The 25,312-nt window shown below is 60.5% G+C and carries 25 protein-coding genes; 11 read left to right on the forward strand and 14 right to left on the reverse strand.

Annotated features, from left to right (window positions below; genetic code table 11):
* Window positions 1-498 precede the first annotated feature (498 nt).
* Genes HS101_12750 through HS101_12760 form a run of 3 tightly spaced genes read right to left on the reverse strand, consistent with a single transcriptional unit; the run spans window position 499 to window position 2,305 of the window.
* Window positions 499-936, reverse strand: coding sequence for a DUF488 domain-containing protein (locus HS101_12750; protein ID MBE7507130.1), 438 nt, complete (start codon window positions 934-936; stop codon window positions 499-501).
* 2 nt (window positions 937-938) lie between these two features.
* Window positions 939-1,568, reverse strand: coding sequence for a DUF488 domain-containing protein (locus tag HS101_12755; protein MBE7507131.1), 630 nt, complete (start codon window positions 1,566-1,568; stop codon window positions 939-941).
* Window positions 1,565-2,305 (reverse strand): hypothetical protein, encoded by a 741-nt coding sequence (locus HS101_12760; protein ID MBE7507132.1) that lies wholly within the window; start codon window positions 2,303-2,305, stop codon window positions 1,565-1,567. The genes HS101_12755 and HS101_12760 overlap by 4 nt, the downstream gene beginning before the upstream one ends.
* A 298-nt stretch (window positions 2,306-2,603) precedes the next feature.
* On the opposite strand from HS101_12760, the gene HS101_12765 reads away from it, so the two are divergent.
* On the forward strand, window positions 2,604-3,245 hold the full coding sequence (locus tag HS101_12765; GenBank protein ID MBE7507133.1) for a hypothetical protein: 642 nt from the start codon (window positions 2,604-2,606) through the stop codon (window positions 3,243-3,245).
* Between the two features lie 45 nt (window positions 3,246-3,290).
* Here HS101_12765 and HS101_12770 read toward each other — a convergent pair whose 3' ends face one another.
* From HS101_12770 to HS101_12790, 5 genes are all read right to left on the reverse strand, one after another.
* Window positions 3,291-3,848: a hypothetical protein gene (locus tag HS101_12770; protein MBE7507134.1), complete on the reverse strand. Its 558-nt coding sequence runs from the start codon at window positions 3,846-3,848 to the stop codon at window positions 3,291-3,293.
* A 301-nt stretch (window positions 3,849-4,149) separates the two neighbouring features.
* Window positions 4,150-5,319: an ImmA/IrrE family metallo-endopeptidase gene (locus HS101_12775; GenBank protein ID MBE7507135.1), complete on the reverse strand. Its 1,170-nt coding sequence runs from the start codon at window positions 5,317-5,319 to the stop codon at window positions 4,150-4,152.
* Between the two features lie 97 nt (window positions 5,320-5,416).
* On the reverse strand, window positions 5,417-6,034 hold the full coding sequence (locus HS101_12780) for a hypothetical protein (protein MBE7507136.1): 618 nt from the start codon (window positions 6,032-6,034) through the stop codon (window positions 5,417-5,419).
* A gap of 203 nt (window positions 6,035-6,237) precedes the next feature.
* Window positions 6,238-6,882: a hypothetical protein gene (locus HS101_12785; protein MBE7507137.1), complete on the reverse strand. Its 645-nt coding sequence runs from the start codon at window positions 6,880-6,882 to the stop codon at window positions 6,238-6,240.
* Between the two features lie 479 nt (window positions 6,883-7,361).
* Window positions 7,362-7,907, reverse strand: coding sequence for a hypothetical protein (locus tag HS101_12790; GenBank protein MBE7507138.1), 546 nt, complete (start codon window positions 7,905-7,907; stop codon window positions 7,362-7,364).
* A 167-nt stretch (window positions 7,908-8,074) separates the two neighbouring features.
* Here HS101_12790 and HS101_12795 point away from each other — a divergent pair, with 167 nt between their 5' ends.
* Together HS101_12795 and HS101_12800 are read left to right on the forward strand one after the other, a co-directional pair.
* Entirely contained in the window at window positions 8,075-8,602 is a 528-nt protein-coding gene (locus tag HS101_12795) for a GNAT family N-acetyltransferase (protein MBE7507139.1), read from the forward strand.
* A gap of 33 nt (window positions 8,603-8,635) precedes the next feature.
* On the forward strand, window positions 8,636-9,085 hold the full coding sequence (locus HS101_12800; GenBank protein MBE7507140.1) for a ClbS/DfsB family four-helix bundle protein: 450 nt from the start codon (window positions 8,636-8,638) through the stop codon (window positions 9,083-9,085).
* Window positions 9,086-9,097: 12 nt separating this feature from the next.
* On the opposite strand, the gene HS101_12805 is transcribed toward HS101_12800, so the two are convergent.
* Window positions 9,098-10,141, reverse strand: coding sequence for a class I SAM-dependent methyltransferase (locus HS101_12805; GenBank protein ID MBE7507141.1), 1,044 nt, complete (start codon window positions 10,139-10,141; stop codon window positions 9,098-9,100).
* A gap of 107 nt (window positions 10,142-10,248) precedes the next feature.
* Here HS101_12805 and HS101_12810 point away from each other — a divergent pair, with 107 nt between their 5' ends.
* Entirely contained in the window at window positions 10,249-11,430 is a 1,182-nt protein-coding gene (locus HS101_12810) for a hypothetical protein (GenBank protein MBE7507142.1), read from the forward strand.
* A gap of 53 nt (window positions 11,431-11,483) precedes the next feature.
* Here the strand turns inward: HS101_12810 and HS101_12815 are convergent, their stop codons facing one another.
* The gene (locus HS101_12815; protein MBE7507143.1) at window positions 11,484-11,681 is read right to left on the reverse strand and encodes a hypothetical protein; all 198 of its coding nucleotides are present in this window, start codon (window positions 11,679-11,681) and stop codon (window positions 11,484-11,486) included.
* A gap of 341 nt (window positions 11,682-12,022) precedes the next feature.
* On the opposite strand from HS101_12815, the gene HS101_12820 reads away from it, so the two are divergent.
* The 7 genes from HS101_12820 to HS101_12850 all read left to right on the forward strand — a co-directional run bounded on the left by HS101_12820 (window position 12,023) and on the right by HS101_12850 (window position 20,745).
* A complete protein-coding gene (locus tag HS101_12820) occupies window positions 12,023-12,760 on the forward strand; it encodes a hypothetical protein (protein ID MBE7507144.1) in 738 nt (245 codons plus the stop codon).
* A gap of 41 nt (window positions 12,761-12,801) precedes the next feature.
* Window positions 12,802-13,056, forward strand: a complete 255-nt coding sequence (gene rpmA / locus HS101_12825) for a 50S ribosomal protein L27 (GenBank protein ID MBE7507145.1) — start codon at window positions 12,802-12,804, stop codon at window positions 13,054-13,056.
* A gap of 127 nt (window positions 13,057-13,183) precedes the next feature.
* Window positions 13,184-14,209, forward strand: coding sequence for a GTPase ObgE (gene obgE, locus HS101_12830; protein ID MBE7507146.1), 1,026 nt, complete (start codon window positions 13,184-13,186; stop codon window positions 14,207-14,209).
* 421 nt (window positions 14,210-14,630) lie between these two features.
* The gene (locus tag HS101_12835; GenBank protein MBE7507147.1) at window positions 14,631-15,473 is read left to right on the forward strand and encodes a PEP-CTERM sorting domain-containing protein; all 843 of its coding nucleotides are present in this window, start codon (window positions 14,631-14,633) and stop codon (window positions 15,471-15,473) included.
* Window positions 15,474-15,693: 220 nt separating this feature from the next.
* Window positions 15,694-16,194, forward strand: a complete 501-nt coding sequence (locus HS101_12840; GenBank protein ID MBE7507148.1) for a sigma-70 family RNA polymerase sigma factor — start codon at window positions 15,694-15,696, stop codon at window positions 16,192-16,194.
* A 966-nt stretch (window positions 16,195-17,160) separates the two neighbouring features.
* Entirely contained in the window at window positions 17,161-18,798 is a 1,638-nt protein-coding gene (locus HS101_12845; protein MBE7507149.1) for a VWA domain-containing protein, read from the forward strand.
* 264 nt (window positions 18,799-19,062) lie between these two features.
* Window positions 19,063-20,745: a peroxiredoxin gene (locus HS101_12850; GenBank protein MBE7507150.1), complete on the forward strand. Its 1,683-nt coding sequence runs from the start codon at window positions 19,063-19,065 to the stop codon at window positions 20,743-20,745.
* Between the two features lie 71 nt (window positions 20,746-20,816).
* Here the strand turns inward: HS101_12850 and HS101_12855 are convergent, their stop codons facing one another.
* The 4 genes from HS101_12855 to HS101_12870 form a co-directional block, all read right to left on the reverse strand.
* Entirely contained in the window at window positions 20,817-21,050 is a 234-nt protein-coding gene (locus tag HS101_12855) for a type II toxin-antitoxin system MqsA family antitoxin (GenBank protein ID MBE7507151.1), read from the reverse strand.
* 92 nt (window positions 21,051-21,142) lie between these two features.
* Window positions 21,143-21,946, reverse strand: a complete 804-nt coding sequence (locus HS101_12860; GenBank protein ID MBE7507152.1) for a GIY-YIG nuclease family protein — start codon at window positions 21,944-21,946, stop codon at window positions 21,143-21,145.
* Window positions 21,947-22,016: 70 nt separating this feature from the next.
* Window positions 22,017-23,420 (reverse strand): dihydropyrimidinase, encoded by a 1,404-nt coding sequence (gene hydA, locus HS101_12865; protein MBE7507153.1) that lies wholly within the window; start codon window positions 23,418-23,420, stop codon window positions 22,017-22,019.
* A 155-nt stretch (window positions 23,421-23,575) separates the two neighbouring features.
* On the reverse strand, window positions 23,576-25,303 hold the full coding sequence (locus HS101_12870) for a hypothetical protein (GenBank protein MBE7507154.1): 1,728 nt from the start codon (window positions 25,301-25,303) through the stop codon (window positions 23,576-23,578).
* Window positions 25,304-25,312: the final 9 nt, after the last annotated feature.

Genomic DNA, 25,312 nt, shown 5'->3' on the forward strand with positions numbered 1-25,312 from the left:
TAATCGGGTTTCCAGGTTATTCGAGGCCGCATTATAGCCTCGCCGCCCCGGCGTGTGGGGGCCGCGCCCGCCTGCAAAAAGTCGTGAAAACTCCGCGCAGAATGCGTGCCCACCTGAGGTGACAATAGACGAAAAAAGTTTCTGGGGGCGCTGGCAACTCTCGTGACGGGCACGTGTTGGGGCAAGTCGCGTTTCAGGTGGTTTTTTGGAGAAAAAGGCCTGAGTCTTGTAGCCCGGGACCTGAGACATGGGGCTTGGGCTTGAGAGGTTTTGAATCTGAATCGCGCGAACATCATGAATGGCTCCGCCCGGCATGGATGGAACGGCCTCCTTTCACTCAAACTTGCTCCCTGTCCGCGCGGGTAAAGCCGGTTGACAGTCGGGCAAAAGATGATGAGTGGGTTGTGGTCCGATGTTGCCAGCTCAAGCCGGCGGCGAACACCAATCGGCTGAAGCCGATCCACTGTAAGGTGCACACCGGTGCACGGCCACGCATCCTCAAATGAGGTGCTTCGTCGCTACGTTTCGCCAGTGTTTCTGCAAGTATTCCGCGACCAATCGACGGTGGCAGTGGTGCGGCTTCTTTTCACTACAAAGCAGGCAGCCAAGACTGGCTGTATCCCGCGAGATGACGTTTTCGATGCCGCGCTTAGACATAAGGGCATTGAATTCTTGCTCGTAGACTGACCAACTTCCCCTGTGCTTCTTAAAGGCATCGAGGATTTCCTGTGTCGGGGCAAGTTCAGGAACGTGAATGTAGTCTATTCCACCTACCTCGCGCAGGAAGAACCGTAGGTCTTCCTTCTTCGAAAAGCCCGACAATTGAGAAGTGTTATTAAGCCGAACATCAATGATACGCTTTACACCCGCGCCACGCAGCAACTTGAAGAACTGCTCCGCTGTCGTCTTTGCGAACCCAATAGTGAAAAGCTGCACACTCACCTTATCGCTCCGCTAGTTACGGGCGGAGCCCCCGACTCCCTGAACGCGATTCGCTCGCCTTGAAGGTCGTAGGCAAGTTCGATCAGTTCGGAACGGGAACGAAACAGGTGCTCTGTCGGTACCTTAACCGCTTCGAGGAGTCGCGATTCGATTTGGTCCATAGTTTCAACCGAACCGTCCTCCAGGATGTGCCGAATGTCGATGGAGTCGGCGCGGAGATGGCGGCAAACAAGCACCGCTCGGTGACAAGTAATCGGGTCCTTTTCAGCACAGAGTAGTGCAATTCGATGAGTGGTAAGCCCACGCCTAAGCCGGTCCAATCCTTCACGGAATGCTGGAAGTTTGGCTATAAGGTCGTAACGAGCCTGTTTTTCGTGGTAACACTCTCGTTCCGATCGCCGCGCGCCGAGTTCTTGCCCGAGGAAGACGTATTGAGTCCCGGCGCGATTGAGCAACTCTGCGAGCGTCTCACGATTGAACTGACCATGAAAGCGGCTGTATGGCTGTGAACGCACATCGGCGATAGCAGTGACGCCATGTTGCGCCAGCAACGAGACGAACGCCGGCATTTCATGGTCGGAGTGTCCGATCGTGAAGAGGCAGGGTTTCGTGGCGTTTTCGATCATGGCAACTCCAACACGGTCGCAACTATCTTGTAGTGGTAGCCATTGAATACTGGCGTGAGACTCACACAAAGCAGGCACTGGTCTCTGTAAGGCGGTCTAACGGTGATCGCGGGCTTGTCTCGTGCGGGAAACTTCGTCGCATACCGGTCGATGAACACCGGATCAGTCAGGCCGAGCGAATACTCTTGACGTCTGTACGTGAAGCAGGCCCGCCGTTTCTGTTGGTTTTTTCCCTCGAAGGGGTTGAAGTCGTTTGTCAACTCCACGCGGAAGTCGGTTGGGCGGATGAGATACAGAGACTGGTGATTCGATAGTTTGATGAGGAAGTCCGTCGTGGCCCGATCCGCTCGTGTAGATGGGTCCATCCACAGATCCCGGGGCTTGTCCTCAATTGTCGCGAGATACTTCGCCGCGAACTTCCTTCGACGCTTCCATGCCTCGGAAGTTTCGACGCGCCAATCCTCTGGGTGAGTCTTGTCCTTCGCGTAATCGCCGATTGGAACGTCCACGATATCTAGAACTTGGAGTGGCGAGCCATCCTCCAACTTCATGTGGCGAGGTAGCAACTCCCCCTCTGGCTGGTCGCTGATCGGGCGAATCCAATTACCCACAGTGCCATCGTCACCAAGTTCGCGGCCAGCAACGCACCTTCCGGGCTTCTTCTTGTATGAGTTTGCGAGCACGATAATTCGCTTCGACGGCATGGGAATCTGGGCCTCCGGTCGTTCGGCAATCATAGGGTCATTTGGACTTCCTGTGGATGCGAATGCAGAGGCTGCATGCCCTGCAACCCCGCCTGGAGCCGAGGCTCGATACCAAGGTAATTATAAGCGTCGTTTGGTCGTCGGGGGGAGTGAGGCGCCGTTGGATGGGGCTTCACCTTTCATTGGCATCAGCGGCTCAACGCCCGCCGTGAGTCATCAGACACTTGAGTTTCTCTTGCCCGCAATCAGTCCTTGGCGTTTTCGTCGCCCTTGGGCGGCCCGAGCAGGCGGAATGCCGCAAAGGCGCGTACCATGCATCTCTGTGAGAACGATGCTGAGAATCATCCATACCGCTCTATCGCGCCGAAAGTTCTGCTGGCATGTCCTGATGGTCGGCTTACTGCTGTCCGCCGGGTGCAGCCGTAAGTCCGCCAAACGGTGGAACCCGGGCTCGCCGGAGCCGGGGCAGACCTGCGTCTTTCTCCTGTTGGGGTTTGGCGATCTGGACGGATCGCAAGGGCTTGACCAACTCGCCGCGACGCTCAAGGACAAGGGGTGCTTTGCCGATCTCGAACCCTATCGCAAATGGAAAGCCATCGCGCGAGACGTTCTGAAAAATCCGCCGGCCAGGCTCGTGCTCATCGGGCATTCGCACGGTGGCGTGGATGCGATCAATATCGCCCATGTTCTGAATGAGAAGGGCGTGAGCGTGCAGCTCCTCGTGCTGCTGGACGTGGGCCGGCCGGACCCGATTCCGGCGAATGTCGATGTGGCGGTGCATTACTATGTGAACCCGCCCACCCTGTCATTCCGAGATGGGCCGCGGTCCAAGCTGGAGCCGGGCAACACGCACACGCAATTGATCCATGTCGCCGTGGGGCCGGAGGGCGATCTGCCGGAGGCACGGGATGTCGATCACATGGACATCTGCGCATCGCCCGCGATACAGAAGCTGATCGCGGACAGATTGTGAGCACGTGAGTTTGGCTCGGAAGGGGTCAGATCACTCCGTCACTGCTCAATGCGGCCAGCGCCACGCAAAAATCAGCCCCGTAATCACCCCGTACACAATCCCATCCAGAATCCCCGCCACGATCGTGCGCCGGTACGATCCGAACCAGATGTTGTTCGGGATGAACGAAAACGCATACGTCAAAATGCCCGCCGTGCCGACGACCTGAAAGACCTTGCCGAACGCCGCCGGACTCGGCAGGGCGACCGAGGCGAGATACGCGATGAAGGTGCTCGCGATGAGATAGACGACAAACGTCGCGATCATCTTCCCGCCCATCGTCAGCGGCGGCTGCCACAGGCTCAGGTGGCCGATCGGGCCTTCGTTGATGAGCTTGTTGATCCGCTCCGACTTCATCGCCTCGCGGCCGCGGAAGTCGGGGAAGACATAGTTGCCCGGCTTGATGCCGCTCTTGCGGATGAAATCCAGGAACGCGTCCTCGTCGGGCATGCCGATGAAGTCGTTCTTGTGATGGGGCAGGGCCATCCAGACGATGGCCGAGACGATCCAGACGGCTGCGGAAGAAATGAGAATGGGCAGCCACAGGGTAGAAAGAAATTCCATGGTTGGGTCCCTTTCATGTTGGCCGGGCGGTAGTGCAATCGAAAGCGCGGGAAAAGGGAAGGGAAAAGTTGGATACTCTGTCCCCCATTCAATAGGCTTGTCCTACGGTATCACCCCGCGAACGCTCGTCAGCGTCGAAAACTCCACCCCGTCCAGCAGCCGCGGCTCCAGCGCCGTAATCCGCCAGCCGCCACGCGCCCAAGTGAAGCTGGCCTGTTACGAGATCCAATTATTCGCCGGCCCCATTTACTTTTGCAGATAAACTGCATGGACCGCGAGGACTCAAGTTCTTCCTATGTACTTAGGAATCGTCAGACTGCACGTAATCGGACATGCGAAAGATGCGGCCCGTTCTTTGCGAGACGATGGAATCATAGGAAGTTTTTGGCATCTGCAGCGACACTTCAGTCTTCGGATACGCTGGAGGAGCCAATGATAAGCCAAGATTCTTCTCTATGTCTCTAATCGTACCTGCCCCGAGTTTTTCAAAATCGCTCAGTTTGACGCCAGAGTCTTTTAACACCATTTGGATCGCTCTTCGAAGCAACCGCGGCTCTTCAGTAGGAATCTCATTATCAAGCGGCTCACGCGTTCTCCAAGATCGGCGATTCAACTCGGTCATAGCGCGTCGATAGGAATGCTCGCTCAACAGTCCAAGTTGAGAGGCACGAACGAGAATCGCAGAAATTGAGAGCCCCCAAAGTTTCTTCAACGCGATTAAGTCATCGAGCCCACCACGAACAAACGACTTTCCAAAAGTAGACGCCGGCGCCAAGAAAGCTCCGGCAAAGCGATGCGCCTGTTTTTCCAAGGCCTTGTGAATCTCGGGCAATGTTTCCATGTCGATCTGGCGATGCAACACCATATGTGCCAACTCGTGAACCGCATCAAACCGAGACCTCACTGCCGATCGCTTTTCTGTGTTTAATGCAATGTACGGTGTGTCGTCATCAGGGCTCCACTCAGAGAACGCGTCGAGCGCCTTCGAATCGAAAATTGTCCGAGTAACAATTACACCGTGGTTTTCCAGTAGGAGAACGACATTCGTGATAGGTCCGTCGCCAATTCCCAGTCCCCTCCGTGCTTCGCTCGCGAGCTCTTCGACTTCTTCGTTGGATAGTAACTGCGGCTTTCCTTTGGATAACTGCGGTATACAAACCCTTGGAAAGTCGACGAACTTCCGAAGGAACGCCACTATTCTGCGCCGCCACTTCTGCCTTTGGACCTGCCTCCTTCTCTCAGATGCCGTTGCTGAAGCGAATGACCGAAAAAAAACCGTTCCGACGACCTCGTTAGATTCCTGAACAAAGAAGTCCCTGGGAAGATTGAGCACGGAGCAGATTCGTTCCATCACAACTGGCGATGGTGTCTGATACCCCTTCTCGTATTGCGAGACCGCCTGCCGAGATACCTCTATCAATTCAGCTAGAACAGTACCATTAAGTCCTCTAGCCTCTCTTGCTTCGCGCAATCGGCCTCCGACAAACTCGGGAGTCCCGGGTCTCATGCTCTACCCACCGCTTCCAGTCTTGATCAAATCAAATAGTACAGGGTGCTGTGCAAGCCACCTATCGTCGTAACTCTCCCTCAACTTTTCCGAGCCTGCGCAGTACTGGTACCGAAGTATCCTGGATAGTCTCCGCGACAATATTTGCGATCGTGGCCTTTCTCGTAAATTCGAGGAGATCTATTCGCTCGACAATCTGTCGATCACGATCGGGGAACAATACTTCCACGAAGCCGGCAGATGCGGGATCAACAGTTGGGCCATGTGTTATAATCGCGTACACGAACCCTCCCTCGGGCCTGTCCTCCTCAAAGAGGCGCAGCTGTGTCGTTGCTAGTAACGCAAGTCGAAAATCTGCATCTCCTGGTAGGGTCCCAGCAGCCTCGGTCTTCGAGATAGTCACGACAAATCCGTTAAGGCTTAACTCGACGTGTTGCGAACTGTTGTTTCGGTTGGATATCCACTCCGGTTGGAGTTCGTATCTGGACGCGATTTCGAAGAAGTGCGACTCAACCAAACCCCAACGCTCTGTTCCCGCAACGTTTCGCTGTACCTCGGGGCTGAGCTCACTAGCCTTTAGCTGAGCGGCCGGGTAGGCCGCACGAATTGCGGCCACGAGGTCAAAAAGGAAGTCCTGCGGAATACACTTCAAGAACGCGTCACTCACCGACTTACTCATATACAACTCCTCGGGGGCTGATCCGCAGCTACCGCGACATCTTGGGGCATTCTGCGCGTGCTTCGGCTGTTTGTCAAGTTATTTCTTGGATTCGTGATGAGCCACCTAACTATTGTGGCTGAAGACACTTAGAGATGAATCGGGCTGGTCGGATAACATCAATCAGTGCGTTTTCGCGCTCGAATTGGGGGCTAAGGGCCTCCCTACGGTATCACCCCGCGAACGCTCGTCAGCGTCGAAAACTCCACCCCGTCCAGCAGCCGAGGCTCCAGCGCCGTGATCCGCCAGCCGCCGTTCGCGTCCGCCTCCTCTGCCCACGCCAGCCGCCACGCGCCCCAGTGAAGCTGCCCGACGTCGCCGCCGACGCTCACCGTTGCCCGCGCGGCGAGGATCAGCTCCGCAATTCGGCCGGTCACGGTGATGTCGCGCCGATGCGTGCGCGTGTCGTAGATGCGCACGCGGGCCAGGGCCGTCTCGATGAATTCCAGCACCGCCGTCTTGTCCATCCCCTCGCTGTCGTATTGGTCGCTGAACAGATCGGCCAGTGCCGCGCGGTCGGCACGTTCCACGGCGGCGATAAACCGGTTCGTCGCCAGGCTGATCCGCTCGCGATCGGTCACCACGGCGTACTGCACCGCGAACAGCAGGGCGATCAACGCAAATGTGCCGGGAACGATCGCCCGAGGGCTGAAAATCGCGCGGCCCACGCCGCCGCCTGCCCCGTCAGACGCGTCATCAACGGCAAACACCATCCGCTTGCGAATCACCAGCGCGGCGGACATCAGGATGAACGCGAGAATCCCCAGCCGGATCGGGCTCTCCAGAAACAGCGTCTGCGCGAAATCCATGTCCAGCTTCCTAATAGCCCGGCGTCCCGGCTGTGTCTCACCCTTATAAACAGCCGCCCGGTCCTGCGTCGCGGCGTAAAAGGGCGAGAGCGCTGAGCAAGTGTAATGGACGGAGGGCGGAGTCGGTGATGGAACGGGCCATGTCACAAGTGCATACGAAACCGGCGGCGGTGTGTCACGCTGTTTTCGCGCAAAACCACCTTTTTCGCGCGCCGCCCCAACACATGCCCGCCAAAGGAGTTGCAAGCGAAAAAAATCGGCTGTGTCACCTTATGTCACCTTCGATCTTGCAGCACTTGTGCGCGAGAAAAGTGCGTGCCCATACCCTCGGCCCCTTGGTCCCTCGACCCCTAGGCCCCTTTTTTCGCCTTATGTCACCTTGGTTTTTGACGAGTATGGAGCCGCCGCCGAGCGGATTTGCAGCGCGGTTTTCCCGGCAAGCTTCAGGTGAGTGTGGTGTATCGAGGGGCCTGCGGTCTTTACCGCTTCGGGCTGGAGAGCATTTCCGAAACGACCTGCGTGAGAATCTGCCGGTTCGGCTCGTCGAGGTTGGCCATCGCCCGATTGAACCGATCGAGGCGGTCCTTCTCTTCCATGTAGGCCCGCAGGCTGGGCATGAGGCGGACGGCGTCCTTGGAGACACCGCGAAGCTGGCTCATCGTGGCCTCGTCCTCGCATCGCGCGAGGCGCTCCATCTCGCCGATGAGCCGCTGGAGTTCGTTGATCCAGTCCTGAAGGTTGTTCTCGACGCGCAGATAGCTCTCCGCGTCACCGACGACGACCGATTGCAGGACCGACTTCTCTTCTTCCGAAAGCGGCCGGCCCGCGCGAAGGTTCTTCAGCGCCGACTTCGATCGCTCCGAGAGCATGGACTGCTGCATCTCGCGGACCGTCGCCTCGAACCGGTTGATCTGCTGCTCGAGCGTCTCGAAATGCTCAGGCGACCGGGTCGAGATCGCCTCGCGCGTCAAAGCCTTGAGTCCATTGATCACGCTGGCCAGCGGGTTTGCGGTCGTGGTGCTCACGGCAATATCCTCCGATGCGAAGTCAACAAATCACGCGGCCCAAAGACAGGTCGCGGCGTTCGGATTCATCGGACGGTCAGCCGCTCAACTTGGTGTATTTGCCCGCAGCGCAGCCCTTATACTGGGACCCTTGAGCGATGCGCTGCTCCAAGCCGCCGAGGTACGTCATGAGCCGCTTTATTATTCGACCCGCGACGTCCGGCGATCTCGCGCCACTGGCCCGCGTCAATCTGAACTCGTGGCGCGCGGCCTATCGGGGCCTTATGCCCGCCGAGGGTCTGGCGGCCCTGACGCTTGCCGAGTTCGAGGCCGTCTGGGTGGAGAATCTGGCGGCGGAGAATCGACGGAATCTGGCGGCCGGGGTTGATGGGGAGATCGCCGGATTCGTTTCATTCGGCCCGACGCGTGATGAAGGCGCCGACGGCGGCGTCGGAGAGATCTTCGGCCTCTATCTCGATTCCGCCTTCTGGAATCGCGGAATCGGTCACGCCCTGTGTGACGAGGCCCTGGCATCGATGAAGCGCGACAGCTTTCGCGAAGTGGCGCTTTGGGTCCTGCGCGGAAATGCCCGGGCGATACGTTTCTACGAGTTGGCCGGGTTCATTCTGGAGGACGGCGCGCACATGAGCGTCCGCCGCTGGGACGTCGATCTGCCGCACATCCGCTATCGGCGCAGTTTGACGGGGCGGTCGTGATGTCTTGTCGGTCCGCTCGTCCGACCCTACATTGTGCCGATGCAGGTTCGCGACGCCATTCTTCAGCGACTGACCGATCGGATGATGCGCATGCGCGTCGTCCTCGAAGAGTTCGACGACACCGGCGCCGAGGCGTGCAAGGTCGGCCCGAAGTGGAACGTCCGCGATCTCGTCGGCCACTTTGTCTTCTGGGATGTCGAAGTGGCCGCGCGGCTCGGCGAGATCGCCGCCGGAAAGCCCGCCCCCAAGTACGACTTCGACAAGGTCAATGCCGAGGTCTATCAGAAGTACCGGCGCATGTCGTACGTCATGCTCCTGCCGCAACTGCGCGCCGCCGAGGAGCGCCTCATCGCCGCCGTGCGAGCCGTGCCCGACAAGCTGCTCATCGACTCGCCCGCCCGCGAGTGGATCGACGAAGCCGCCATCGAGCACTACGACCACCATTGGCCAAGTCTCGCCGCCGTCGCAACCCGCGGAAATTAAGTCGGCACTCTGTTAGCGTGAATCGTCGACTCGGAATTGCACTAATCCGCCGCGAACGGCGCGGAGGGTGAGATTGTCGCCCGAGCGTTCTGATGACGTGGATCGGGAGGCGTTCTTGAGTGCCAGTTCCCTGATCAATTGGATCGCCGCCGCTTCGTCAGCCGGCGGGCGACTGCTTAGAAACCCGAAGGCGGAATGTCGACCAAGTCGCGAGAGCATCCGTCCCACGCGCCAGCCAAGCGCCTGAGGCAGACGCTGCACCCAAGCCAGGAGTTCCGGCCGTGCGCCCCAACCTTCATAGCGATAATGTGTATAGCTGCTGGCGACGATTTGCCCGAAGCCCGCGGCTTGTGCGAGATGCGACAGACTTCGCTCGTCGAAGAAGTTGATATGAAATCGGTTGAGACCGATCCACCGCCGGCCGGTCCACCTTCGCCAGAATCCGCCCCAGTTCGGCGTGTCGATGCAGACCGATCCGTCCGTGGCGAGAATGCGTCGCACGTCGCGCAGCAGCAGGGCCGGTTGCGGCACGTGCTCGATCACGTCGCCGAGGAAGACAACGTCGAATCGTCGCAGTGTGTCTACGTGGCGAGCCAACGGCCCCGCGCGGACTTCCAGGCCGAATCGAACCGCGGCCTGACTGGCGGCTTCGGCGGAGACATCGAGGCCGACGACCTCCCAGCCGCGTGCCCGCGCAAGCGCGGACAGATGGCCCAGGGCGCATCCGACATCGAGGAGCCGCCGCTCGCCATGCGATTCCAGCGGGGCGAGGTGGATCATGTACTGCTGAACTGCTCGCGCCCAGCGATGCGCGTCGCTCTCTTCAAAGACGTAGTAGTCCGCCGAATAGAGCCGCGACAACTCGGCCGGCGTGTAGCGCGGCTGCTGCTGCACCATGCCGCAGTCGGCGCACCGAAAGAGGTCGAAGGGGCAGGCGACTCCGCTTCGCAGGACGCGGCGCGGCGAATCGAGCGTCGTGCCGCAGGCGGCGCATTCATAGCGGGCGGCCTGCTGGGCGGCCTGGATGGCGTTCGCATTCATCGAGGTGGCAATCATCGTCATGTTCGTATGAAATATCGACCGTTTCCGATGGTCCGTCCCCGGCCGATTTCGGCCGAACCGCCGCAAACGACGGCGGCTGCTTGCTTTGGAGGATTTTTTCCGTGCCCAATCAACGACATCTGAGAATCCTGAAAGACCTCGTCAACCTGCCGACGGCCCCGTTCGTCGAGGGCTGCGTCATCGACTATATCCGGCGATTCGTCGCCGGCCGGCCGCAATTGACGACGAGCGCGGACCGGTTCGGCAACCTCCGCGTGCGATACACCCCGACCGGCGCCGACCGCTCAAAGGGCCGCCCGGTGCTCTTCGCCGCACACATGGACCATCCCGGATTCTGCGCGACCAGGATGATCGACAAGGATCATGTCCACGCCGAGTGGCGAGGCTGGGTCATGGGCTCGTATTTTCTAAATGAACGAGTGCAGTTTCGCAGCGGATCGCGCTGGATATCCGGTCGAATCGTCAAAGTCATTCCGCAGAAGCCCACCAGCGCCGAGGGCCGACGCGCCGTGGCCAGCGCCCGATCCTTCGGCGCCGAAGCACCGCCCGCCGCCGTGGTCGTCAAAGTGCGCGAACCCGTCGAACCGGGCAGCCCGGGCATGTGGGGCATCGGCGACGCGGTGATCCGCGGCCACCAGATTCGCGCCCGAATGTGCGACGATACCGCAGGCCTCGCGGGCATCCTGTGCATGTTGGATGATATCTGTCGCAAGAAGCTGCGCACCGTCTGCCACGCATTCTTCACCCGCGCCGAGGAAGTCGGATTCGCCGGGGCGCTTGCCGCCGTGGCCGACAAGACGGTGCCGAGGAACACCATCGTCGTCGCCGTGGAGTGCAGCAAGGCTGTCACCGGCGTCGCCCTGGGCGACGGTCCGGTCTTGCGCGTCGGTGATCGGGCATCCGTCTTCACGCCCTCCGCGACCGCCTATTGCCAGGTCGTCGCGGAGCAACTCGCCGCGCAGGACAAGTCATTCCGCTTTCAGCGCAAGCTGATGGACGGCGGGACCTGCGAATCGACCGCCTACTGCCACTACGGCTACGACGCGACGGGAATCTGTCTGCCGCTGGGCAACTATCACAATATGGATACGGACAAGAAGAAGATCGGCCCGGAGTTCATCGATCTGCGGGACTTTGAGAACCTGGTGAAGTGGTTCGTCGCACTGGCGGGCAGCCCGGCGAAGATGAAGTTCGACGGCAGTCACCCCGGTTTGGGCAAGCGTCTCGCGGCCCTGCTCAAGCAGCATCGCGGCCATCTGCTGAAGACCGCGAAGCATCTGTGACCCGCGATGAGCCGTACTTTATCGTGATCGAGTGAGTGGACCGTCGATGGTGACTACTTCGAGGAGTCGTCGGCTGGTTTCTTGGCGGCCGGGGCGTCGACGACTTTGGCCATCGGCACCGCGAACAGCGAATTGCAATAGTGACACTTCACCTGCTGGCCGCGGTACTTCGCGGGCACCTGCAGCACCTTCCGGCACTTCAGATTGGGGCAGATCATCATGACATTTGGATTGGTCGTCGGTGTATCCACGGCCGCTTCTCCTGAGGATTCGTCATGGGTGGGGATTCGGGGGTCCGTCCCTGCCCTTTTAGGATTCTCCCCTAATCGGTGATTCGGACCTCACAATTGAGTCAATTGAGGCCCAGAATAGCTGCCGAGACGCGGCACTCTATATTCGGGGCGCAAAAGCCGCATTTCGGCCGTCCAACCGGCATTACCGGACGGCCGCAAATTCATGGCACACCTCGTTTGCGTTGACAGGGTTTTGGGGCGTAATATGATGTAGGGCTCGATGCCCCGGGGTATCGGCGGGTAGATTTCCACGCCGAATGGCTGGTACCCAGATCCCGTTTCGAGAATGAGGCAAGTACATGTCCGGTTTGAGGCTGCGTGCACTATTGGCGACGGTTGTCCTGCTCTGTGCGGGGGCTGCCATCGCTCTGGCAACGCCTGAGCCCAGCGCCGTTCCGGTTGCCTGGGAGCTCAAGCTTGAGCCAACTGCGCCCATGCGGATCCAGGTCGATACCGGTTCCGGCCCGCGCATGTACTGGTACATGCTTTACACCGTCAGGAATGAGACCGGCGAAGATGTCGATTTCCTCCCGGAGATCGTTCGGGTCAGTGAGGCCGAGAGCGAGCTTCCCGCCGACAAGATCGCTGCGAATCCCGGTGCCGCGCCGACGGTCAACGTCGATCCGGCCATCGTCGGGCTCGACGCGAAAATCTTCAAAGCAATCAGCGCTCGGCATGCCAAGACCCACCCGTTCCTGGTCACGCCGGTTGAGGCGATCGGTCGATTGCTCCAGGGCGGCGACAACGCCCGCACCAGCGTCGCGGTCTTTCCCGACCTGAACCCACGGGTGAGCAAGTTCACCATCTACTTCGGCGGGCTCTCCGGAGAGCGCATCACCCGGCCGAATCCGGCTTATTCGGCCCGTCATGACGCATCCGGCGGCATGTCGAACGGCCATCGGGCCGACGATGAATCGAACCCTAAGTTGTTCGTCCTGCGAAAGACCCTGGCAATGCCTTATACTCTGCCGGGCGATCTTCGAACGCGAAGCAGCGCCACGCCGGTGCTCGGGCGAATGACCTGGGTCATGAGATAAACTGAGAATCAGACAGCGAAAGCGTTGAAAGGGAAGACGTCATGGCACACAAAAAGGGACAGGGCTCGACTCGGAACGGGCGAGACAGCAGGCCGCAATTCCTCGGTTTGAAGCGGTGGGACGGCCAAATGGTCTGCGTTGGCACGATCCTCGTCCGCCAGAACGGCACGCCCTTTAAGCCCGGCATGTACGTCGGTCGCGGCCGCGACGATACGCTATTCGCCCTTCGCGACGGCAAGGTGATCTTCCGGGGCCGCAAGGTCTCGATCGAGCCGGTTGCCGCCGCCGCCCAGTGACGATTCTTCCATCGCTTTCCTTTACGGACATTCGACGTGCCGCGCGCCGACCCCGTGTCGGTTGATCCTGTTTCGAGCTGCGCGGTGTTACTCTGAGGCGACCTGATTCCGGTCGGCCAAACTCATGCTGTTTATTGACGAGGCGATCATCTGCGTCCGCTCCGGCAGGGGCGGCGACGGCTGCGTCAGCTTTCGCCGTGAAAAGTACGTCCCCAAGGGCGGACCCGACGGCGGCGACGGCGGCGACGGCGGCAGCGTCATTCTGCTCGTCGATCCGCAATTCTCCACGCTCGTCGATCTCACCGGAAAGCACCACTGGACCGCGCAAAACGGCCAGTCCGGCATGGGCGACAATCGCAGCGGAAGCGCCGGCGACGACGAGATTGTGCGCGTTCCGCCGGGCACGCTTGTCTATGACCGCGACACAGGCATTTTGCTGAAGGACCTCGTCGAACCGAATTCCACGCTACGCGTCGTACGCGGCGGGGCGGGCGGTCGCGGCAATGCCAGATTCGCGACGGCGACTCATCAGACCCCGCGCGAGTTTGAAAAAGGCGAGGCCGGGCAGGAACGCTGGATACGGCTGGAGCTGAAGCTGATCGCCGATGTCGGCGTCATCGGTCTGCCCAACGCCGGCAAGAGCACGCTCCTTTCGCGCGTGTCGCGCGCTCGTCCGAAGATCGCCGATTACCCCTTTACGACGCTCGTACCGAATCTCGGCATCGTCTCGCTTTCGGGCTTTCGCCAGTTCGTCATGGCCGATGTGCCGGGGCTGATCGAAGGGGCCCACGAAGGCGTCGGCCTCGGCGACAAGTTTCTGCGGCATATCGAGCGCACGCGCGTCGTCCTGCACCTGATCGACCTGTACCCGCTCGAAGGTAATCCCCGTCCGGCCGAGGCTTATCGGATCATTCGCAACGAGCTAGAGAAATACAGCCCGACCCTCGCGTCCAAGCCGGAAATGATCGTGGCCAATAAGCTCGATCTCGCCGGTGACGCGAATCCGCCCGAGTTGGCGGAGCTTGCCGAAGAACTCGGCGGCGCAAAGGTCGTCGGCATTTCCGCCGTCAGCGGCCGCGGCCTGGAAAAAGTCACCAATCAATTATGGGAACTGATCGACACGGCCCGAACCCAGGATGCCGCCGCCGACTAGCCGGTGACCTCTTCATCGTTGATCGGACGTGGCGGGGGAGTCGACGGCTGTCGCATCGCTCTCGCATTCATCAGCTCGTCACTTTTCGGAAGTGGTGCGGCCCGATTCGCAATTCTCCATACCCGTAACCTGCGTTTTACCGCTCGTCCCCCGCGTTTTAGTGAGTGCCAGTTCCCGTTGCGTGATACGCATTTCAACGGCACCGCATAATCCCACCCTTCGGCACGCGCGATTTATCTTCACATCAAAGGCGAAATCGCAGGTGCGCCGGGCATATTATCAGATGAACACAATTACTTTGTGCGGGGACTCCGTTCGGCCCGGTCGTTGCTGAATGTCGAAAGAGATTTTCGCATCCGCAGGGGATGTGACTCTTGCGAGAACGGCTGCCCGAGAGGGGCGGGCACAAAGGGGGTTATTCATGATGAAGATATTGGGCAGAATCGCACTCGTTTGCGCTTTGGCTTCGCTCGGCTCGGCCGGCGTCGCCAAGGCACAAATCGGCGAGCCGCAGGGCTCGTTTAACATCACGGTCAAGCAGGGCATGAATGTCATCGCCAGTGACACCGTGACCATCGGCATGGGCGGAGAGCTCTCCGACCTGAAGGCCACGTTTCAGGACGGTGATCCTGAAAGCTTTACCCAGATCGGCACGATCGGCGGAGGAAGTTCGCCGATCATCCTGAAGGTCACCACCGACGGTGATCCGAGCTTCCGCGTCGCCCACTGGTACATCGACGTGCCGGTGAGCCTAATGAACATCGACGCGCCCGGCCCGACTTCGCTGTTCCAGCCCGGAGCCGGCGACATCGAAGTGACCATTTCGAGCTTTGAGTTTGACAACCTGGCCCTGGCCATGCCGTTCATGCTCAACAGCCCGAACTACTACACCTCGTACATGCGTGACTTCAATGGCCACTTCTACAACACGCCCGGCACCCATGCCTACAACCAGTTCGGCAACGGACTGATCGACGTGCAGGTGCCCGGTTCGTTGTACACCGATGGCACGGCGAATCCTTATCAGTTCGACGTGCTGGCCAGCGGCGTCAGCTCTTCGTGGACGTGGAAGAACATCCTCGCCCCGACGAACGCGACAAAGGTGACGAACCAGTTCGGCAACCTGCTGAACCCGTTCGATCCCGGTTATGTCTTTGAACTCGGCCTGTCGGTGGCCTTCGTGCAGATACCGGAGCCCGGTACGCTGTCACTGCTGGTCCCGGCCGCCCTGATGGTCATCCGCCGCCGCCGCAAGCGGTGCTAAAGACCCACAGTCGCCACACTTCATGCACGACGCAGAGCCGGTACCCAGTACCGGCTCTTCGTCATTTTTACGGCGTTACCGGCACCACCGCATCGCAAACGGCGCCCACGGAAATGATTTTCATCGCCCAATGGAACCAACTCCCGAATTTCCCGTCTAAGAAACCGGCCGCTCGCGCGTCATACTGTCTGACGGGGACCGGGCGGCAGCGGGAGATGCGATGAATCGCCCAGAGCGAAGCAGGTGGATCACCGAGGCCCTCGATCAGTACGAGGGCCGCCTCGTCCGCTATGCCAATCGGCTGACCGGTAACCTCGACCAGGCTCGCGATGTCGTACAGGAGACCTTCGCCCGGCTCTGCGGGCAGGACCCCGGTGCGCTCAACGGCCGACTCGGGCCCTGGCTCTTCGCGGTCTGCCGCAACCGGGCGATCGAGATTCGACGAAAGGACCGCCGCATGTATGCAGCCGGAGAGTTAACGATGGAGAGCATGGCTGACGACGCCGTGACACCGGCCGAGTCAGCCGAAGACCGTGAACAGTCGGGCGGCATCCTGCGGCATCTGGCGAGCCTGCCGGACAGCCAGCAGGAAGTCGTCCGGCTGAAGTTTCAGGAATCGATGAGCTACCGCGAGATCAGCGAAGTGACCGGTCACAGCGTCAGCAACGTGGGCTTCCTCCTGCACACGGCGTTGAAGACCCTCCGCGAGAAGATGACGTAGGGTGGGCTTGGCCCACCAATTCTTCGGCAGAGCGCCGATTGAGATTCCTGTAGCGCCACCCCTTGTGGGTGGCGAGGAACGCCGCAAGTGAACGCGAGACTCTTGAATGTGACGACCCCACGGAATCGAATTCGTGGACTTTGAAAGTGAGAACGTGCCATGAACGCCCAATTCGACGAAGCCAAACTGACCGCCTACGCCCTCGGCGAACTCGACGAGGCCGACCGCGCCGACATCGAGCGCCTGCTGGACGAGTCGCCCGACGCCCGCGACGAGGTGGAATCAATCCGCAGCGTGGCGGGCCTGCTGACGGAGGAACTCTCCGCCGAACCGACGGCGGCGCTGAACGCAACGCATCGGCAGCAGATCGAGGCGACGCTGCTGGCCGGAAAGATACGCAAGTGGGCCTCTAGGGCACTGGCCGCGTCGTTTCTGCTTGCAGTGGTTGGCGTGTCGGTCTCGTATTTCATGCCCAGTTTAAGCAGAGCCCGCGACCTCGAGGGTAAACTCAGCGCGCAGCTCAATCGCCTCGGCAATGCAATGTACGTTTACGCGGATAACGACTCACAGCCGAAACAAGAGAGACAACTTGCATATGGCGGACCGGTGCCTCAACCCAGCGGCGGCGCGCAGTTGCTCGGCGGGGGAGGAAGAGACTCGTCCATTAGTTCGAGTGGGTATTCTGTCAACATGAGAGGTCGTAGCGATGCGTGCCTGGTACCGGGCGGCGAGCCGTCACAGAGCAATATGGAAATCGATGCCGGCGGGAGCCAACTTTCGAAGAAGGGATGCAAGATATTCGGGTTGGAGGACATGGCGTTCACAGAGCCGCAGCTTCGCGGCCAAGAAATAAGACTTGATCAAATTGGCCAAGGCACAAATCCGCAGGGCGGCCTCGGTGGCGGGAGGTTCCTACGAAGGAGTGGCCAGGGGCTGCGCAAGGACGAAAACGGTCTTTGGGTTTACATGGATGTCAATGCCGACCCTGCCGGTAGATACTCGCAAAAGTGGCCTGAGATCGTCGCCAAGCGCCCGGCGAGCGAGGGTGATGACGAAACACTTCATTCACTCGGCTATATCGTCGGAAGCCCTGAACTGCCAAATGATCGCGATTCCGAGAATCCCGCCGACCCTTGGTGGAACCGCCCGCGCGAAGGCCATCAGCCATACACCGAAAACACCGGCGAGGCCTACGCCCGCATCTTCGACAACCCGTTCCTCCCGGCGATGCAGAATCCGCTGTCCACCTTCTCCATCGACGTCGATACCGCGTCATACTCCAACATCCGCCGCATGCTCACCGCCGGGCAGCGTCCGCCCGCCGACGCCGTGCGCATCGAGGAGATGATCAACTACTTCTCCTATGACTACGCGCCGCCGACCGGCGAGCATCCCTTCAGCGTGAACCTGGAGACGGCCTCGTGCCCGTGGAATGAGCAGCACCGCCTCGTCCGCGTCGGCCTCAAGGGCGTCGAGATCGAGCCGGCCAAGCGACCGGTCTGCAACCTCGTCTTCCTCATCGACGTTTCCGGCTCGATGGACTGCCCCAACAAGCTTCCGCTGGTCAAACAGGCCCTGTCGATGCTCGTCGGTCAGCTTTCGCCCGAGGACCGCGTGGCGATGGTCGTGTATGCCGGTGCATCCGGACTGGCACTACCCTCCACCTCGGCGGGCCAGCGCGAGAAGATCCTCGACGCGCTCGATCACTTGAACGCCGGCGGCAGCACCAACGGCGGCGAGGGAATCCAGCTCGCCTACCAGATCGCCGAACAGAACCGCACCGAGGGCGGCGTCAATCGCGTCATCCTCGCCACCGACGGCGACTTCAACGTCGGCATTACCGATCAGAAGGACCTCACCAAGCTCATCACCGACGAGGCCAAGAGCGGCGTTTTCCTTTCCGTCCTCGGCTTCGGCATGGGCAACCTTAAGGACGCGACCCTCGAACAACTCGCCGACAAGGGCAACGGCAACTACGCCTACATCGACACCTTCGCCGAGGCCAAGAAGGTGCTCGTCGATCAGATCGGCGGCACGCTCATCACCATCGCCAAGGACGTGAAGATTCAGATCGAGTTCAACCCGGCGCAGGTGGCGCAGTATCGCCTCATCGGCTACGAGAATCGCATGCTCGCCGCCCAGGATTTCAACGATGACAAGAAGGATGCCGGTGAGATCGGCGCAGGCCACACCGTCACCGCGCTCTACGAGATAGTCCCCACGACAGCGACGCTGGCAGGCGTGGACACGTTGAAATACCAGACACTGGCGGCAGAGGAATTACGCCCCAGTGATACGCCCGCCAGCAAAGAGACGCTGACGGTCAAGCTCCGCTACAAGCAGCCCACCGGCCAGACCAGCCAACTGCTCGAAGTCCCGCTCACCGATAACGGCCAGACGTTTGACGCCGCCTCACCGGACCTGCGTTTCGCCGCCTCTGTCGCCGGTTTCGGCATGCTCCTGCGCAGCAGCCCGCACAAGGGCGACCTGACCTACGACGCCGCAATCGGCATGGCCGTGGCATCGATGGGCCGCGACCCCAGCGGCCAGCGGAGCGAGTTCATCGACCTGGTCCGAAAGGCCAAAACGATTTCCGGACACTAGTCGGCCGCGAGCCTGTGCAACCATCCACATACCGCCGCCGGTCCGCCCCGTAATAACCCGGCGGGCCGCGGCGGACTGTTTTTTTTTTCGCCGATTCGTTCCCTTTTCGACGTTTCATCAGGTAGAATCAACAACCGCGTCGGGCGGCTTTCCCCGCAGCGAGTATGCGGTGGATTCGCCCTGCCTGACATGGGTATTTGGAGGTGGCAGACCAGCCCGATGGGGACGGCGGGCAATCACCACATTCGTGGCATTCCTCGCAGGATGAATACTACTATGGATCAAAGAACACAGTCAGGGCATTCACTTGTCCGCGCCATCGGCGCCATGGTCATCATCGCGTCGGCGGCAACGGCCTCGGCGCAAAACCGCACCATCGACGGCACCGGCAACAACATGAGCCACGGCGTCTGGGGCAGCACGAATCAGCATCTCGATCGTGTCGGCCCGGCCGCTTATGCCGACGGCATGTCCATGCCGGCCGGCGGCTCTCGCCCCAGCGCGCGCGCAGTGAGTAACGGTATCGCCGCACAGACCGGCTCGATCGTCAACGATCGAATGCTCAGCGACTGGGTCTGGCAGTGGGGACAGTTTCTCGATCACGATCTGGACCTGACCGACGCCGCCAGCCCGGCCGAGTCGTTTCCGATTCCCGTTCCGATGGGTGATCCGTTCTTCGATCCGTTCAACACCGGGACGCAGACCATTCCCTTGAGCCGCTCGGCCTATGACCCGGTCACCGGGTCAATTAATGCCCGTCAGCAGATGAACCAGATCACCTCGTGGATCGACGCGTCAAACGTTTATGGCTCCGATATGACACGCGCCAATGCGCTGCGAACCATGTCCGGCGGCCGTCTTGCCACCAGCGCCGGCGACCTGCTTCCGTTCAACACCGGCGGCCTGCCCAACGCAGGCGGCACGAGCGCGTCGCTCTTCCTCGCCGGAGACATTCGCTCGAATGAGCAGTCCGGCCTCGCCGCGACCCACACCCTCTTCGTCCGCGAGCACAACCGCCTCGCCGACCAGATCGCGACCGCCAACCCCGGCATGAACGATGAGGACATCTACCAGCAGGCGCGCAAGATCGTCGGCGCCCAGTTGCAGGTCATCACCTATAACGAGTTTCTCCCGGCCCTGCTCGGTTCCGCCGCGCCGAGCCCGATGTCGATCGGCTACGACGACTCCATCAACCCCAACATCATGAATGAGTTCGCCAATGCCTGTTACCGCGTCGGCCACACCATGCTCTCGCCGACGATTCTGCGACTCGACAACGCGGGCAACGTGATTCCGCAGGGCAACCTGGCCCTTCAAGACGCCTTTTTCAACCCCAACAACATCATCAACGGCGGCGGCATCGACCCGATCCTCAAGGGCCTCGCTTCGCAGGCCATGCAGGAGATCGATAACCAGATTGTCGACGACGTCCGAAACTTCCTCTTCGGCCCTCCCGGCTCCGGCGGCATGGACCTGGCCTCACTCAACATCCAGCGCGGCCGCGACCACGGCCTGCCGGACTACAATTCGACGCGCGTGATGATGGGCCTGACCTCCGTCTCCAGCTTCGCGGACATTTCGAGCGACCCGGCGGTGCAGGCGGCCCTGATGTCGCTTTACGGAACGGTGAACGATATCGATCTGTGGGTCGGCGCCCTGGCCGAGGATCATCTGGCCGGCTCAAGCGTCGGCGAACTGATCGCCGCGGTCCTGAGCGAGCAGTTCATGCGTCTCCGCGACGGCGACCGCTACTGGTACGAGCGCGACGACTTCTTCGTGAACAACCCCTCGCTGCTCGCAGAGCTGCAGGCCACGCGCCTCTCCGACATCATCCGCCGCAACAGCGACATCACCAACATCCAGGACAACGTCTTCCTCATCCCCGAACCGGCCACGCTCGGTCTGCTGGTGTTTGGCGGTCTGCTGCTCCGGGAGCGCCGGCGCTAATGTACTGACAGGGAGCAATCGAGGCGAAGCATCGCCCTCGTCAGTGCCTTCGTGTCAAACCCGTAGCGAGATTAAAGGGCGTAGTCGTAGAGCGGCACGTTTCCGGAAGGCGCATCCACGGACGAGAGAATCTGTTCAATGTGCCGGACCGTCTCCGGGCTGAGAAGTGAATCTCCGCATACCGAACAGACTTCCGCCGGGACACCGTCGATCACCACCAATTGCCCTTTATGGCGCACCGTGTGCGCAATCAGTTTGTCCTGATACTCTCCGGGGCATCCTTGGAATGAGCATCTCGCCATCATTTTCCACTTTCGATTGGCGTCACCCATCGAGGAGGCGGCGGAACATACGCCGTAATTGAAAGCGCTCCTTGCGCCTACCAGCATGCAGATTTCTAGTTCTCATTTAGACCGAACACCCGGCTCCCGAGCTTCCTCTTGGTCAGTGCCTCGTGAGCAAGCACTTCGTCACGCGTCGCATTGTGTTCAAGCACGCGAAGGATCGAAAACTGAAAGTGGCGGTACCGATGGGGATATTTGCTGAGCAGGTCCTTTAAGCGTTTGTTTCCGCCGGAAGGGTTCTTGCCGTAAGCCTTCCATCGATTCCAGATTCCGCCCGCGCCGTAGGCGCTGCCGATGTACTGCATTCCCGACCGTGTATCGAGAATCATGTAAATTCCACTGACGCTGGATAACATACGCTGAAGCTCTCGATTAGCATCCGAATGTCGGACCATTGTTGAAAGCTTGTCAAAATTCAGGACAAGGTTGTAATAGCCCGGAAACTCCATCACGTAGCCACGCGGCAGAACCTCGGCGATTTCCTTATTGCCCTGCCGGTGCAACCACTGCGCCCAAGAACGTGTGCCCATTCCCCAGTTCACGATCAGCCTGAGCTTCAAATCGTCATATCCTGGCAGCTCCCGTGTCTTGTATCGAAACCCCCTTTGCCTTCCACTTCGTCGGGATATTACTTCCCATGCGCCGACGAACTTCGCGAACTTATCCCTTTCCGCGATGAAGCTGATAATGTATCGTGCGCTACCGAAGACATCCCAGGCTTGCCCGTTTTGATAGCTTTCGAATCGTCCAGTTTGATAGAGTTCCCAGAGGTCTTTGCGCATGTCTTTGTGCCGGACGACCTTCGTCTCAATGTTGCTCCTAAATGAACTAAACTGCTCAAGATCGAGGATGTTCATGCGTGGAATCTCGTCATTCGATGTGAAGGTTCTTTAGCGAACTAAACTGAAACCGCCCCGCCGCACTCGACTACAGCCGCCCCGCCGTCTCTCTCGGCAGCCACTTGCCCCAGCCGTTAGTCCCGCAGAACTTGTAGTCGTCCACGATCACCTTTCCCCGCGACAGCGTCGTCCGCGAGAAGCCTGCGAGGTTCCACCCCTGATACGGCGACCAGTCCGCGTTCGTCTCCATCTTGGCGTGGTCCACCTTGATCTTCTTTTCCGGGTGGATGATGGCGATGTCGGCGTCGTGGCCCTTCTTGATGACGCCCTTGCGATCACCCAGCCCCATGATCTTCGCCGGCGCCGTGCAGCACTTCTCGACGAAGTCGTTCACCGATAGCCGGTCCTTCATCACCCCGTGCGTAAAGACGATCGGCAGCAGCGTCTCCAGCCCCGGCATGCCCATCGGGATCTTCGTCCAGTCGCCCTGCCACATCGCCTTCTGCTCGCGCGTGAAGGTGCAGGTGTCGGTCGAGACCGCGCACACCGTGTCCGCCGATAGTCCCTTCCAAAGCCGCTTCTGATCCGACTTCTTCTTGATCTGCGGACAGCAGCCATACAGGTGCCCGTCCGGTCCCTCGAAGAGCGAATCGTCAAGCACCAGGTACTGCGCGCAGGTCTCAGCGAACACGTTCTTGAGCCCGCGCTTGTGCGCGTCGCGGATGATGTCCGTCCCCTCGGCGGTCGACATATGCACGATGTACAGCCGTCCGCCGGTCACCTCGGCCCACTTCACCGCCCGCTGAATCGCCTCCGCCTCGATGTAGTTTGGCCGCGTAATGCCGTGCAGCACCGCGCCGTACTTCTTCATCTCCGCCTCATTGTGGTGCCGCTCGATCAGCTCATCGAGCACCCGGCTGCTCTCCGCGTGAATCAACAGCATCGCGTCCAGCTCGCGGCACTTCTCCAGCGCCCCGAAGATCGCCGCATCGTCCGACTGCCAGCCCTCGCGCTCGTAAATCATGAACTCCTTGAACGTGGGGAAGCCCTTCTTCACCATGTCGGCCATCTGGTGCTTGTGCTGGTTCCACTTGGTGACGGCCACGTGAAAGGTGTAGTCGATGCACGCCTTGCCGTCGGCCTTGGCCATCCAGTTGTCCACCGCCTGCTGAAGCGACTCGTCGCCGTAGGGAATGGCGAAGTCGATCAGCGTGGTCACGCCGCCGCGCGCCGCCGCCCGCGTGCCGGTGTTGTAGTCGTCGGACGACGTCGTCCCGCAGAAGGGAAGCGCCAGATGCACGTGCACATCCACCCCGCCGGGAATGACGTAGTGCCCCTTGGCGTCGATGATCTTCGCCCCGTTCTTGCCGGCCTTCCTGGCCAGCTCCTTGCCGACCGCGGCGATCTTCTCGCCGACGATGCCGACATCGGCCTTCTCGCTCTTGTTTGCGTTGACGATCGTTCCGTTGGTGATAATCGTGTCGAAGTGCATAACCGCCTTCTCCAAACCTGGATGGATTCCCTGACGATTGATTCCGCCTGCATTGTCTTATTTGTCTGTCAGGGGGTCAATTGCGGGGCCAACCGTCCCGCCGGGGCGAATGAGTTTCCGAGCCTAAACGAGGATGTGGCTTGGGCCTGTTCTCGTCAGAACTCCGCCCTTTGAAATGCCCTGATGCCGATGCGCATCGCCGTCGAGCCCGCGCCGAGGCCGATGAGCAGCACGCCGCCGAACAGCGCCATGCCGACCTCGTCGAGCCGGTTCAAATCGCCCTGGCCGACCATCCGCAGGCAGATCCACCCGACAAGGGCAAGGCACAGCGTCACCAGCGCGACCGACGCGATGAGATTCACCGTGCCGCCCAGGCCGGATGCCACTCGCCCGGCACTCGATTCGTTGTAGCTCGGCAGTCTCGCGCCCAGGCCGATGGCCATTCCGCAAAGCCCCACGCAGACGGCGAAGGTCGCACCCGCCTGAACCGCGGCAAGAGTGGGGGGCAGTTGCAGCGCACGGATGGACAGGATCGTCACCGTCACCGCCGCGAAACCGCAGATCGTCAGAGCGTATGTCAGCTTGGCCCACATCACCGACGCCCGCTGCATGGGCCACAGGCCGACCAGCCACATCTGCCGGCCCTCCATCGACACCATCGGGAAGACAAATCGACTCGTGAAGGTCGAAAGGATGAGCGTCACAGCCCCCTGGTTGAGGAAGCAGATCAGGGCCTGCCACTGGAGGTTGAACCCCTCTGGCCGCGAGCGCGGCAGATACAGCAGGTACAGCGAGAGAAGGCCAAAAAGGATCGCCAACTGCGACCACTGGGCCGGGTCGCGCAGAAAGTTGCGAACGTCCTTGAGCACCAGCATGCGGCTTCGAGAGGGCAGGTAGAAAAAGAGCAGATGCGTCATCCACAGGCTTGCCCGGCCCTGGATGCGGCGCGAGCGCTCACCGCCGCTCTGGGCCCCGGCGAAGGCCGACGGCAGCAGCCGTCCGACCAGCGTCACCGCCGCCCAACTGAAGAACAAACCGGTGGACGAGATCACCCCGAGATAGAACATCGCATCGTCGAGTCGACTGTCGATGCTGAAGCGAATGGCGTTGGTGACCCACGTGGAGGGTAGCAGAGCGCCCCTGAGGTACTCCATTTCGCCGAGGAAGTCCTGCAACCACTCGCCCGAGTTCGCCGCCGAAAGCGTCCACAGTCGCCCCCACCAAAGCACCAGGGCAAGCAGCATCAGCCCGGCGGCATAGATCAGCGTCCGCGCCGCAACCCGCGGCAGCCAGATCGCCACGACGGTCGCCGCAACCAACCCGATCGCGCCGGGAATCGGAACGAACCCGATCAGCGACAGCGAGAAGATCAGATAAAAATGCCACGGCAGCCCCAGCACATTGCCGATGGCCATCATCAGCGGCAGGCCCAATAGCAGCAGCGACCAACTCGCGAAGAACAGCGCCTCCAGATACATGATGGTGACGACGTGTCGCGGGTGCGTCGGGGCGGTCAGCAAAAACGACGGCTCGGCCCGGCTGTACAACGCGCTATAGACAAGGACCGCCGCCGAGAACGAAAGCAGCACGGTCATCGCCAGCACGAAAATGTGAAAGACGAGCGGAATGGCGATCACGGCCTGCTGCTCGAAGCGCCGCATGAACGTAAATACGTAGTCGAAGACCGCGTACAGCGAGCCCCAGATCACCGCCATGAAAAGCACGACCAGCATCAGTCGCAGTGGCGACTGATCGGCCAGTTGCAGGACGCGATTCCTCAAGAGCCGCAGCTTCAGCCTCAAGAGCAGCGATAATCCGCCGCCGCGCGGCGCAAGGGCATCGCCGGTCAGGTGGGGGGCCAGGCTTGCCGGGACTTGCGTCATTTCCGTCGA

Source organism: Planctomycetia bacterium (assembly GCA_015075745.1).
Taxonomy (GTDB): Bacteria; Planctomycetota; Phycisphaerae; order UBA1845; family UTPLA1; genus UTPLA1.